Source organism: Pontibacter sp. Tf4 (genome assembly GCF_014212495.1).
In the GTDB taxonomy this organism is placed as follows: domain Bacteria; phylum Bacteroidota; class Bacteroidia; order Cytophagales; family Hymenobacteraceae; genus Pontibacter.
Window position 1 is genome coordinate 308,159 of sequence record NZ_JACKZC010000002.1, and the last position, 13,096, is coordinate 321,254.

Consider the following 13,096-nt stretch of genomic DNA (forward strand, 5'->3'; position numbering starts at 1 on the left):
GTGATAAAGGGGAGCGCTTTTTGGCGCTCTCTTTTTATTTATTGCTGGCGCCTGAAATTATCGATGATAATGGCAGTAGCGGTTGCCACATTCAACGACTCAGCCTGCCCAAAAGCAGGAATCTTGACAAGCTGGTTGATGTGCGCGGCTACTTCGGGACGTATGCCATTGGCTTCGTTGCCCATCACCACTATACCCTGTGGCTGTAGTTCCATACGGTGTATGTTTTCGCCATCCAGCGAGGCGCCATAAATTTGGTGCGTGGCTGCATGTTGCTGAAGCCAGTTTTCCAGGTTCAGGTAGTGTACCTGTAGGCGCGTAAACGAGCCCATAGTTGCGGCAATCACCTTCGGGTTATAAAAATCGGCACAGTTCTCTGAGCAGATGATCTTCTGAATGCCATACCAGTCGGCAATGCGGATGATAGTGCCCAGGTTTCCCGGATCGCGGATGTCGTCTAAAGCAATGACCAGTTCAGAACTATAGACCTGCAGTGCAGGAAGGCGGCGCATGTGGGCCACTGCCAAAGCAGCGTTATTAGTGGCATAGGTACCGGCTTTTACGAGGTCTGTTTCCGAAACTACCTCATAAGCTTTATCTTTAAGCAGCTTTTTGTGTTCCTGCTCAAATTGGTCTGTTACAAACAAATGCTGCAGTTCAAAGTCAGATTGTAGTAATTCGATAACACTTTTTGCCCCTTCCACCACAAAGGCTTGGTGTTGGTTGCGGTATTTTTTTACTTGCAACGAGTTTATATACTTTATAACTGCTTTCGATAACATAGGTCTACCGGTTTGAAGCTACGATTTTACATATTCGGCCTGTTAATTACAATTTTGTTTTCAGCGGGCTGTGTTCCTACCAAAGATCTGGGCGAGGACGAAAAGCTGCTGGTAAGCATAAAACCGGTTGGTTTAAAGCACATTGAGAAGGCCTCGATCGAGAATCTGTACCAGCAGGAACCCAACCGTATGTTTTTAGGCTCAACGCCTTATTTGTGGATCTACAATGTTGGCAAAAACTTTTACGACCCGCCTAAAATTGATGCACGCATACAGAAACAGATAAACCGCTGGCGCGAAAAAGTACAGGCAGCCGGCAGCGATACCGTTAAAGTGCGCAAGATCCGGAAGAAGTACAGCGACCGTGTTGCCCGCTTACGCGATAAAAAAGAGAACGGGAACTTCCTGATGCGTGTAGGGGAACCGCCTGCCATTTACGATTCTACGCTGATGCAGCAGACCCTTGATCAGATCGCGATCTTTCTGAATGCCCAGGGTTACTTTAACCATACCCTTTCCCTCGATAAAAAGGTAAAAGATAAACTTGTATATATTACACTGAATATTGCAGAACAGGAACCATACCGGTACTCCTCATTTACATATGCTATACCAGATACGGCAATTCTGTCGCTGGTAAAAACTACCGCCGGAAGGTCTTTGCTGAAGCTGAATGATATTTACAATGAAGATAAACTGACTGAAGAGCGGACGCGCTTGTATGAGTTGCTCCGAAATAACGGTTATTACGATTTTGCCCGCGCCTACATTGAATTTGAAATCGATACGCTGATTGGGAAACCTAACGCTGCCGATGTAACCACCATCATTCGTAACCCTGAAACCGGCGGGCGCCACCAGGTATATGAGGTAAATAAGGTTTATTTTAAAACGGATGTAGACCGCTTCGGGATCCCGCGCGACACGATAAAGTATAACGGCATAAACTATGTAGCCTATAATCAGCAGTACTCACCCAGAATACTTGACAAGAAAGTAGACATTTACCCGGGCCAGAAGTACAGCCAGTTGCAAACTGCTACCACACAGCGTAACCTCGCCGACCTGGATGTGTTCCAGTTCAACAACATTCTTTACAACAAAATTGGCAGCCCGACAGATAGTATTTACAAGCTCAATGCTTTTATCAATGCCATACCATCCAAACGCTTCCAGGAAACTACAGAACTGGGCTTAAACTATACCGAGCGTACACCCGGGCCATTCTCCAGTATCCGGCTGCGCATGCGCAACGTGTTTGGCGGTGCCGAAAACCTTGATCTGGGTGTTCGTGCCGGTTTTGAAGGACAGATCAGTTTAACGGAACAAAGCGAAACGGTAATGATAAAGGAATTTGGGGGCGACCTGGCCCTCACCTTCCCTACCATTATGGTTCCGGGTGGCGGTAACCTGCTGACCAAGTATAGTCCACGCACCCGTATTTATACTGGCTTTACCAACGTAGACCGCCAGGAATATAAGCGCTCCAACTACGAGCTTTCCCTGGATTATATCTGGCAGAAATCACGCACGCCATTACAGCCCCCTGTGTTGCAGTACATCTTTTCGCCGGTTAACTTAAACATTGTACAGGTCGATACTATTTCAGAGGATTTCAAGCGAAACCTGGAACGCTATAGTCAGGGCAGCCGCTCCCTTATCGAGAGTTTTAACAGTGCGTTTATCTCCTCCATGTCTTTTAATCTGATCTACAATACCAACGACTTTACGCAGTCGCGCAACGCCCGCTATTTCAGGGGCCTGGTAGAAGTTGGTGGCCTGTCGCAGGAATTGGGGCTGAATGTATCCATTAACAACCTGAATACCTACCAGTTCGTCCGCTTTAACCCCGACTACAGGCGCTACATACCGCTGGGCAACAAGCAGTTCTTTGTGTATAGGGTAAATACTGGTATTGCTGCTCCTATCTTTCAATCGCAGATCCTGCCTTACGATAAATACTTTTTTGCCGGTGGTGCATCCAGTGTGCGCGCCTGGCAATCGCGCCGCCTGGGGCCCGGTTCTTTTGCACAACTACAGGAAGTGACCGATGAGAACGGAGAAACCATACTGGTGCGTGATTTTGAAGCCGAACAGCCTGGTAGCGTGTTGCTGGAGCTAAGTACAGAATACAGGTTCAATATCTTCAGTTTCCTGAATGGGGCCTTTTTTGTAGATGCCGGTAACGTATGGACACTGGAACAGGATGCAGCCCGACCGGGTGCCTCGTTTGAGATGAATAATTTTTACAAGGAGTTGGCAGTAGGTACCGGCTTTGGCCTTCGCTTTGACCTGACGGTATTGGTACTGCGCTTCGATTTTGCTACCAAGGTGTATGATCCGGGTGGCATCAACGGCAAAAAGTTCGTCCTCGGCGATTTCCGTTTCTCCGAGTTCTTTACCGGCAGTAACCAGAATAACCTGAATATTGGGATCGGCTATCCATTCTAAGACCAGTGATTTCAGAGATTCTTCTGATTTTTATGATTTTCTTTGAATAGCGATTGAAGGCTTTTTTAGATTTCCAGGGCTTGGAGCGTTCTTGGCAGTTCAACTTAACCACAAAGGTCACTAAGGTTGCACAATGTTCGCAGAGGCGTAATCAATCTCAAATTTATAACACTACTCGCATTTCAGGGCATCATAAGAATCAGGGCCACAAATCATTGGTAGATATTGGGCCAAAGAAAAGCCCCGCTATAGTTAGCAGGGCTTTCGGTTTTATAGTTTGCAAACTGTTTTAGTAGTTCAACAGTTCTTTTATAGTTGCAGCTACTTTATCCGGGTTCGGCAACATCATTTTCTCAAGCTCCACATTCAGCGGTATGGCAGGCAGGTTGGCAGCACCTAAGGTATAAACCGGCGCATCCAGCTGTTGGAAACAAACTTTTGAGATACGACCCGCCAATGATTCGGCAAAGGAGTTCATCAGAGGCTCTTCTGTCAGCACCAATGCTTTGCCATGCCGTTTTACCGAAGCCACTACCGCATCAAAATCCAGCGGATTCAGTGTGCGCAGGTCTAAGATCTCTACGCTGCCCGGGAATTGCTTGGAAGCAGTTTTGGCCCAGTAAACGCCCATGCCGTAGGTAATAACGGTCATGCTGTTGCCCATGCTGATCTCTTCGTCCGATGCATGCTGCACCACATTAGCTTTGCCCAGCGGCAGGATATAGTTTTCGTCAGGCTCTATAGTTTTGGCATCTTCGGTACCGGCCACTTTAGACCAGTACAGGCCTTTGTGCTCCAGCATGATCACCGGGTTTGGGTCCAGGAAAGCTGCTTTCATCAAACCTTTCATGTCGGCTGCGTTGCTTGGATATACCACTTTTATGCCGCGTATCGTCAGCAGTGTAGACTCCACACTACCAGAATGGTACGGACCTCCGCCACCATAAGCGCCGATCGGCACGCGTATAACAGACTGTACCGGAAATTTGCCCATCGACAGGTAACAGCTTTTAGACAGTTCTTCCACCAGTTGGTTCATGCCGGGCCAGATATAGTCCGCAAACTGGATCTCAACTATAGCCTTCGCTCCTACTGCCGACATCCCTGCCGTAGAGCCAACAATGTAAGCTTCCTGAATCGGAGTATTGAACACACGGGCATCGCCATACTTTTTAGCCAGCAAAGCCGCTTCGCGGAACACGCCACCCAGTTCACCGCCCACATCCTGGCCATAGAACAAGGCTTCCGGATAGGTTTTCAGGATGTCATCTACCGCATGCAGGGCTGCATCCACCATAATGGCTTTCTCAGCGCCGGCTGGTGCACGTTCGCCTTTTTCTTCGGTTACCGGGGTTGGTGCAAACTCATGCTGATCGAATGTGCTTGGGTCAGGAACGGGGGCGTCTAACGCTTTCTGATAATCTGCAGCAACTATAGCCTGTGCTTCCTGCTCTAAACTATAGATTTCATCTTCCGTCACATCCAGACTTAGCAATGTCTGCTTCAATCTCGGGATCGGGTCGTTTACAGAATGCTCCTGCAGGTTATCACCACGATACCACTCGCGACGAACGCCCGAAGTATGGTGGCCCAGCAACGGCACTTTAGCGTGTACCAGTATCGGCTTACGCACTTCGCGGGCATATTCAAAGGCAATGCGCATGCCCTCAAACGACTCGGCAAAATCAGAACCGTTTACGCGCAGGCGCTCCATGCCTTTAAAACCGGCGGCATATTCATACGCATCCATGGCCCGCATTTCCTTACCCGTAGCCGAAATGCCCCAGTCATTATCCTGCACCAGGTAAACGATTGGTAAACCTTTCAGTACTGCCATCTGGAACGCTTCGGCTACTTCACCTTCCGTAACAGAACCATCGCCCAACGAGCAAAGCACAACCGGCCGTTCCTCGCTGTTCAAGAGCCCTTGCCCTTCCAGGTATGCAATGCCATGTGCCATGCCGGTTGCCGGAATTGCCTGCATACCTGTAGCTGAGCTTTGATGTGGTATAACCGGAAATCCTTCACGCTTTAGAGATGGGTGGCCATAGTAGGTACGACCGCCGGAGAACGGGTCATCCGCTTTCGCCATCAGTTGCAGCATCAGCTCATAAGGCTGCATGCCAATGCCCAGCAACATCGAATCATCGCGGTAATAGAGCGACGCGTAATCGTAAGGCTTTAACTGAAAAGCTGCTGCCAGTTGTATGGCTTCGTGCCCGCGGGAGGTACTATGCACATATTTACTGCAAATGGCTTTGTTCTCTTCGTAAGTATCTGCCATGGTTTTGGCAGTAAGCATTAATCGGTAGGCTTTCTTCAGGATAGCGACATCCACCCTGAAGTCTTCCAAAGTATCTTTAGACATAGTTTTAGCTTAGTTCTTGCCCGAAGATACTAAAATGAAACCTGTTTCTAAAATCTATAGTTTGGCTCGGCAGTACCGGCATATTTAAGTACTTTTGCACAACTTATTGAGACGCTAGATCATAGATTTTAGACAATAGACTTAAAATGATCAATTCATTGTTTAGGCTATACTTGTTTAGTTTCTATAATCTAACTTCTAATATCTAACTTCTATAAAATATGTTCAGAAACGAAGTAGAAGCCTTTATGCGCCAGTTTCAGCTGGATTTGGTACAGGCCCTGGAAGAATGTGATGGTGGTACCCAATTTCAGAAAGATGAATGGCAGCACGCCGAGCATGGCGGCGGTATTACGCGCATTATAGAACATGGTGCTGTGCTGGAAAAAGGCGGCGTAAACTTCTCGGCTGTTGGCGGCCAACTATCGCCTCAGTTTCTGAAAGCCCTGGAGATGCCGGACCCGAACTTTTTTGCAACAGGTGTGTCGGTGGTGATGCATCCTAAAAGCCCGATGGTTCCGATCTCACACATGAACGTGCGCTACTTCGAAGCCGGAGACGGCAAAGCCTGGTTTGGTGGTGGCATCGACCTGACGCCTATTTATTTGGATCTGAAACAGGCAAAGGAGTTTCATGAGCAGATGAAAGCCGTTTGCGACAAGCACCATCCCAGCTATTACCCGGAGTTTAAAAAGTGGGCCGATGACTATTTCTTTAATGTGCATCGCAACGAAACCCGCGGCGTAGGCGGTATTTTCTTCGACAGGTTAATGGCTACCGATGAATTTACGTTGCAGCAGCGTTTTGAATTTGTAAAGGATGTTGCCTATGCTTTTGCCCCTTTCTATACAAGCATCATCAACCAGAACCGCGATTTGCCTTACGGGGAAGAGCAGAAAAAATGGCAACTGATTCGTCGTGGCCGCTACGTGGAGTTTAACCTGGTGTACGACCGTGGTACCAAGTTTGGTTTGATGACAGGCGGCCGTATTGAATCTATTCTGATGAGTTTGCCGGAACTGGCCTCATGGGTATATAACCATAAACCGGAACCGGGCAGCCCTGAAGAGCAGACACTGAACTACCTTAAGAAAGACATCGACTGGCTAAACGTAGTATAAGCAATGCTCGAAAAACTTATTGCGCTGGACAGGGAACTCTTTACTTACCTGAACGACATGCAGTCGCCATTCTGGGACCCTATTATGGTGTTTGCATCGGATAAGTATGTGTGGGTGCCTTTTTACCTGGCCCTGATCGGTTATGTGATCTGGAAATATAAACGCCAGAGTATTCCTATGCTTTTACTGGCTGTCCTGACTATAGCCTTAGCGGATGGCATTACATCCGGCATTTTTAAACCATACTTTGCCCGCCTTCGCCCCTGCCACGATCCCGGATTATCTGAAACTATAAACATAGTAGCCGGCTGCGGTGGTAAGTTCGGATTTATGTCGTCGCATGCTGCCAATGCGTTTGGGTTTGCCGTGTTCTTAAACCTGGTCCTCTCCGATCGATACGCCATCTTCAAGTTTATACTGGTAGCCTGGGCGGTTATCGTTTCCTATAGTCGTATTTACCTGGGCGTGCATTTTCCGGGAGATATAGTTGGAGGCGCTATAGTTGGCAGTTTCGCCGCTTACCTGTGCGCGCTTGGGTATGAGATCATCATCCGGAAGTATAGCTGGTTTAAGACCAGTGATTAATGGGATTTTGCTGATCTATAGGATTTCTGAACAATACATTGATGTGCATTTTATTGATTAACGCTATTTAGAAAAGCGTTTTTACGATTCAATCCCATCAATCCTTAAATCCTGTAAATCCTTGGGGTAGGGGCTCTATTTAAAGATTCAGACAAACAAAAAGAGATGCTGTAATAGGCGTCTCTTTTTGTTTAAACTATAGTTTTGTTACCGCTTCAACAGCCTTGCCACATACTTCCCGATAATATCAAACTCTAAGTTTACTTTGTCGCCGGGCTTTACGCTGTGCAGGTTAGTATGCTCATACGTGAAAGGGATAATAGCCACAGAAAAACGATCTGCCTGCGAATTTACCACTGTCAGGCTGATACCATTTACGCAGATAGAGCCTTTCTCCACGGTTACATTCCCTGAAGCAGCATCATACGAAAAGGTAAAGAGCCAACTGCCGTTCTCGTCGGTCACGCTTTCGCAGGTGCCGGTCTGGTCAACATGGCCTTGTACTACGTGTCCGTCAAAACGGCCGTTAGCTACCATGCAGCGCTCCAGGTTTACCACATCGCCTACCTGCAGGTTGTTCAGGTTCGTTTTCTTCAGGGTTTCATCTATAGCAGTTACAGTATAGGTTTCTCCATCTATAGCTACCACGGTAAGGCACACGCCGTTATGCGCCACACTCTGGTCTATCTGCAGCTCATGGGTGAAGGCCGATGAAAGAATGAAATGCTTATTCGTTCCTTCGGTTCTGATGGCTTTTACGCTGCCTAACGTTTCTATAATTCCGGTAAACATGGTTTTCAGTTTTGGTATGCAAAGATACAGGTTTCTGGGCCTGCATAGAAAGTAAACCGCATTTTATACTTCAAAATAGGCTTTTGTTCGTTATTTTAGCGGAAATGAACCCCGGCGGTCTGCTGGCAGTAAACATAACTATAGCCAAACTATAAACCGAACATGGAAGCTGATCTCTATAAACATAAAGGAATGCGGCGTGCACTTGTACAGCACCTTCGGCAGAAAGGCATACGCGACGAGCGTGTGTTAGCTGCCATTGATGCCGTGCCCCGCCATTTCTTTTTTGAGAAAGCATTTGTAGAGCAGGCTTACCAGGATAAAGCATTCCCGATCGGAGAAGGACAGACCATTTCGCAGCCATACACGGTTGCTTTCCAGACAGAATTGCTTCGTTTGCGGCCCACCGATAAAGTGCTGGAGATTGGAACCGGATCGGGCTACCAGTGTTGTGTGCTGCTGCAGATAACGCCGCATGTTTATACCATCGAATATAATAAACCACTCTACGACAAGGCCCGCCGTTTTTTTGCAAAGTATGGCTTAAAGCCGCATACATTCCATGGTGATGGCTCCGAAGGCCTGCCACAGCATGCTCCTTTTAACAAAATTATAGTTACAGCCGGTGCGCCTATAGTGCCACGCAGTTTGCTGAAACAACTGGCTGTAGGTGGTATTCTGGTAATCCCTGTCGGTGATGAGAACAGCCAGAAAATGCTTCGGATCACGCGTGTGTCCGAAGATGAATTTGAGCGCGAAGAGTTTGACGACTTTAAATTTGTGCCGTTGCTGGGCCGCGAAGGCTGGGGCAGCGAACAATAAGCTGCATATCAATTTTTGGTTAATTGTCCGGTTCGCTTTTTAGTTTGGCGCATCCGGTCCTATCTTTGTACAAAGAATTAAAGAACCACTATGCGTAAACAGAAAAAAGTAAGCGAATCTTATGTGATCATGACCGAACTGGTGCTGCCCAATGACACCAATACCCTGAATAACCTGATGGGTGGTAAAATGATGCATTGGATGGACATTGTATCGGCTATTGCGGCGCAGAAACACTCCAACCGCATCGTGGTAACGGCATCAGTAGACAATGTATCGTTTAAGGAAAGCATAAAACTGGGCAATGTTGTTACCTTAGAAGCCAAAGTAACGCGTGCTTTCAGTTCCTCTATGGAGGTACACATTGTGGTATACGCCGAAGATATCCCAAGCGGAAAGAAATTCATGTCGAACCAGGCGTTCTTCACGTTTGTGGCGGTAGACCAGTCTGGCAAGGCCATTGATGTGCCCGAAGCGGTACCTGAAACTGAGGAAGAAATTAAACTATACGATGGTGCTCTGCGCCGCCGTCAGCTACGTTTGGTATTGGCAGGCCGTATGAAGCCAAGCGAAGCCAACGAGCTAAAATCTATTTTTGATATTAAGGAAAGCAGCGCTGAAGTAAAATAGGTATGACAGGATTACAGGCAGACGAGCTAAGCAACGAGTTTTTAAAGAACTTTTTACCGGAAACGATCTTTCTGGTAGATGGTGACGTGCCTGTAACTATAGCTCCGGAGGCTGCCCCTATAGTTAGCCCACAACCTGAAACTATAGTTGCTCCTGAACCCAGGCCTGCTGCTACACCTGCGTTGCCAAAATTACCTAAAACGGAAGCTCCGGCTGCTCAACCGGCCAAGTTTGAAGTGATTGGTGAGAACCGGAAAGGCGTGGCAGTACTGGTAACTATAGCGGATGCAGAATTCAGAAAACTGCCGCAACTGGAGTTCCTGAACAAGATATTACTGGCTATTGGATTGCAGCCAACGGATGTGGCCTATGTGAATAATGTATCAGGGGCAAATACGCTTTTCGAAGATCTGAAACAGGCGCTGCAGGTAAACTATATTCTGAGCTTTGCCAGCCGTGTAGAATCAAACCTTCCGCACGAGAAATTTACGCTGTACAATCCGGTGCTGCTGGGCAATGTGCCGATCGTTTTCTCGCATGCCCTGTCCGACCTGGAGCATGATCAGGAAAAGAAAAGACTGCTGTGGGCTGCCCTACAGAAAGTATTCAAGTGATTTTTGTAGAGGCCCAAAATTTTGGGTCTCTTTTCATTTTACAGAACTATAGAATTGAAAAGTCTGGAAGATCTGTGAGAATCTGGTTACGACGCACCTATGAAACTCACAGGAGCTGCGCACACTGTGAGGTCCGGGATCATAAATAAAAAAGCTTTTCTTAATTCGGAAAGGCTTTTTTATTGAACTATAGTTTCTGCTTACTTCAGTATTTCAGCCAGTTTATCTTCCAGCTCTTTGCCACGCAGGTTTTTCGCGATAATGCGGCCTTCTTTATCCAGCAGTATAGTTTGCGGGATGGCTGTGATGTTGTATATGCTGGCAGCTGCACTCTCCCATCCTTTCAGGTCTGATACATGTGGCCAGGTCAGTTTATCATCCGCAATTGCTTTCAGCCACTTTTCACGGTTCTGGTCCAGCGATACACCGAATATTTCGAAGCCTTTGTCTTTGTATTCGTTGTACATGCGCACCACATTCGGGTTCTCTTTGCGGCACGGTCCGCACCAGCTTGCCCAGAAATCAATCAGCACATATTTACCCCGCAGGTCAGATAAGGAAGCTGTTCCGCCATCCGGAGTTGGTAATGTAATTTCTGGTGCTACCTGGCCTACAGTTGTGCTGCGCATTCCTTTCAGGCGCTCCTCCAGTTCTTTGGTATACTTCGAGTTTGGAAGGTTCTTGCTCAACATCGTCGACATGCTGTCGGCAAAAGCAAAATCGGTGGCCGGGTCAATAAGGGTAAGTGTTCCGAAAGCAGATACCACAGAGGCCGGATGCTTGGCCAGGAAATCTTTTAAGTTCTGCTGCAACGCGTTATATTCTGCTCTGATTGCTTCGGCTTCTTCTGTCTTACCTTCCTCCGTAGCCTGAACAAAGCGCTGTTCCAGTCCCATTTTCTTCATTTGGGTCTCGTTCACCAGTTTGTTCAGTTCCTGGAACAGTTTGGAGTCTTCCGATCCTTCGATCCTGGAAGTACCGTTCAGGTCTTTTGCATCGGCTTCCAGTTTTATGTTGGCCGCTTTGTCCAGCACCAGGATCACGCCATCGCGCTGGTCAAGTGTTACACGGTACAGAGAGGGTTCTGCTACCTCGCCTTCAAAATTAAAGGTACCGTTGTCGGCTATAGTTGCTGTGTCGCGGGGCACAAACTGCTGCGCTTCCAGCTCAAACAGGTAGATATCACTGCCTGATGTAGCATTGTTCAGTTTACCCTGTATAGTGTAGCCATTCTCGCCGTTTGTAGCAGACTTATTGCCCTGGCAACCCGCCAGTAAAACAACCGCAGACGCTACAACCAGGTAATTCTTATAGTTCTTCATATCTCTTATTTCGACTCTTTGACAAAAGACTATTTGACATAAGCCTTTAAAACTATAGCTCTTTTGTCTCTTTTATCATAAAAATCATTTGTCTAAAAATACTATGCGTTCAACCGCTCTACGAGCAATTTGTTTGCTACTTTAGGGTCGGCTTTGCCTTTGGTTTTCTTCATTACTTCGCCCATAAACATACCCACCAGGCTTTGCTTACCGGCTTTGTATTCGGCCACTTTCTGCGGATTACCAGCTACCACTTCTGCTATAATTGCTTCCAGTGCGCCGGCATCCGAATCCTGCAACAGGTTTTGCTCTTCGGCTACCTGGTGTGCCGGTGTGCCCGGGTTCTCGAGCATGTAAGGGAAGATCTTTTTAGAAGCTACCGAGTGGCTCACTTTGTTCTCATCAACCAGGGCAATCAGTTCGGCAATACTATGCGGCTGCAGCGGAAAATCCTTCATGTGCAGCTGCAGTTCGTTCAGGTACGATTTAACCGGACCCATCACCCAGTTAGAGGCTGCCTTATAGTTGGTGGTATACTTGCAAAGTTCTGCAAAGTATAAAGCCACTTCCTTCGCATCAGTCAGTACGTTGGCATCGTATTCCGGCAGGCCATACTCTTCAGTAAAGCGCTTGTATAGTTCCTGCGGCAGGCTTGGCATGGTTTCCTTAATACGCTCCAGCCACTCCTGCTCAATAACTAATGGCGGGAGATCTGGCTCCGGGAAGTAACGGTAATCGTTCAGGGTTTCCTTTGAACGCATGGCCGTAGTTGTGCCAGTATTCGCGTCGAAGTTTCTGGTTTCACCATCTACGGTACCGCCATTTTCCAGCACCATTATCTGACGTTCGATCTCGTGCTCAATAGCGCGCTGCACGTTACGGAAGGAGTTCATGTTCTTTACCTCCACCTTCGTACCCCACAACGGAGAATCTTTCAGCATTACTGAAATGTTGGCATCGCAACGCAGCGAGCCTTCTTCCATGTTACCATCGCAAATGTCCAGGTACTTCACCAGGCGTTTGATTTCAGTCAGGTAGTTGTAAGCTTCTACAGAATCACGGATATCCGGCTCCGACACGATCTCGATCAGCGGAACACCGGCACGGTTAAAGTCAACCAGCGTTTCGGTCTCACCTGCCAAGTGCATCGACTTACCGGCATCTTCCTCCATGTGAATACGGGTAATACCGATCTGCTTGTCGTTGCCTTCGGCGTCCTTCACGATAACATGACCAGCCGTACAAACAGGCGTTTTATCCTGTGTGATCTGGTAGCCCTTCGGAAGATCGGGATAGAAGTAGTTTTTACGGGCGTAGATGTTGTAGCGCGTAATGTTACAGTTGGTAGCCAGCCCCATCTTCACGGCCATCTCAACCACTGTTTTATTGATGCGCGGCAATGTACCCGGGTGACCAAGCGTGATGGCACTCAGGTTAGTGTTTGGCAGCATACCGTACTCCGTAGAGTCAGAACTATAAGCCTTACTCTCTGTCAGCAACTGCGCGTGCACTTCCAAGCCGATGATCGCCTGGTATTTATTTCTGATTGATTCTTCCATTTTTATAATGATTAATGGATAATGAGTAATGACTAATTATAGTTAAGCCA

11 protein-coding genes are annotated in these 13,096 nt (G+C 47.5%); 6 read left to right on the plus strand and 5 right to left on the minus strand.

Annotated features, from left to right (window positions below; translation table 11 throughout):
- Positions 1-38: 38 nt before the first annotated feature.
- Positions 39-782: an RNA methyltransferase gene (locus H7F15_RS04300; protein ID WP_185195719.1), complete on the minus strand. Its 744-nt coding sequence runs from the start codon at positions 780-782 to the stop codon at positions 39-41.
- A 54-nt stretch (positions 783-836) separates the two neighbouring features.
- On the opposite strand from H7F15_RS04300, the gene H7F15_RS04305 reads away from it, so the two are divergent.
- Complete coding sequence (locus H7F15_RS04305; RefSeq protein ID WP_255481077.1) at positions 837-3,233, plus strand: BamA/TamA family outer membrane protein; 2,397 nt, start codon at positions 837-839, stop codon at positions 3,231-3,233.
- A gap of 289 nt (positions 3,234-3,522) precedes the next feature.
- Here the strand turns inward: H7F15_RS04305 and H7F15_RS04310 are convergent, their stop codons facing one another.
- Positions 3,523-5,601: a thiamine pyrophosphate-dependent enzyme gene (locus tag H7F15_RS04310; protein ID WP_185195721.1), complete on the minus strand. Its 2,079-nt coding sequence runs from the start codon at positions 5,599-5,601 to the stop codon at positions 3,523-3,525.
- Between the two features lie 221 nt (positions 5,602-5,822).
- Here H7F15_RS04310 and hemF point away from each other — a divergent pair, with 221 nt between their 5' ends.
- Positions 5,823-6,722: an oxygen-dependent coproporphyrinogen oxidase gene (gene hemF, locus H7F15_RS04315; protein WP_185195722.1), complete on the plus strand. Its 900-nt coding sequence runs from the start codon at positions 5,823-5,825 to the stop codon at positions 6,720-6,722.
- A 3-nt stretch (positions 6,723-6,725) separates the two neighbouring features.
- Entirely contained in the window at positions 6,726-7,307 is a 582-nt protein-coding gene (locus H7F15_RS04320) for a phosphatase PAP2 family protein (protein WP_185195723.1), read from the plus strand.
- A 207-nt stretch (positions 7,308-7,514) separates the two neighbouring features.
- On the opposite strand, the gene H7F15_RS04325 is transcribed toward H7F15_RS04320, so the two are convergent.
- Positions 7,515-8,099 carry a riboflavin synthase gene (locus H7F15_RS04325; protein WP_185195724.1) on the minus strand — a complete coding sequence of 195 codons (585 nt, stop codon included), beginning with the start codon at positions 8,097-8,099 and terminating at the stop codon, positions 7,515-7,517.
- A 162-nt stretch (positions 8,100-8,261) separates the two neighbouring features.
- Here H7F15_RS04325 and H7F15_RS04330 point away from each other — a divergent pair, with 162 nt between their 5' ends.
- From H7F15_RS04330 to H7F15_RS04340, 3 genes are all read left to right on the plus strand, one after another.
- Complete coding sequence (locus H7F15_RS04330; protein WP_185195725.1) at positions 8,262-8,921, plus strand: protein-L-isoaspartate(D-aspartate) O-methyltransferase; 660 nt, start codon at positions 8,262-8,264, stop codon at positions 8,919-8,921.
- 90 nt (positions 8,922-9,011) lie between these two features.
- The gene (locus H7F15_RS04335; RefSeq protein ID WP_185195726.1) at positions 9,012-9,551 is read left to right on the plus strand and encodes an acyl-CoA thioesterase; all 540 of its coding nucleotides are present in this window, start codon (positions 9,012-9,014) and stop codon (positions 9,549-9,551) included.
- A 2-nt stretch (positions 9,552-9,553) separates the two neighbouring features.
- Positions 9,554-10,165 (plus strand): hypothetical protein, encoded by a 612-nt coding sequence (locus H7F15_RS04340; protein ID WP_185195727.1) that lies wholly within the window; start codon positions 9,554-9,556, stop codon positions 10,163-10,165.
- A gap of 200 nt (positions 10,166-10,365) precedes the next feature.
- Here the strand turns inward: H7F15_RS04340 and H7F15_RS04345 are convergent, their stop codons facing one another.
- Together H7F15_RS04345 and gatB are read right to left on the minus strand one after the other, a co-directional pair.
- Positions 10,366-11,487: a TlpA disulfide reductase family protein gene (locus tag H7F15_RS04345; protein WP_185195728.1), complete on the minus strand. Its 1,122-nt coding sequence runs from the start codon at positions 11,485-11,487 to the stop codon at positions 10,366-10,368.
- Between the two features lie 101 nt (positions 11,488-11,588).
- On the minus strand, positions 11,589-13,046 hold the full coding sequence (gatB, locus tag H7F15_RS04350; protein WP_185195729.1) for an Asp-tRNA(Asn)/Glu-tRNA(Gln) amidotransferase subunit GatB: 1,458 nt from the start codon (positions 13,044-13,046) through the stop codon (positions 11,589-11,591).
- Between the last annotated feature and the right edge of the window lie 50 nt (positions 13,047-13,096).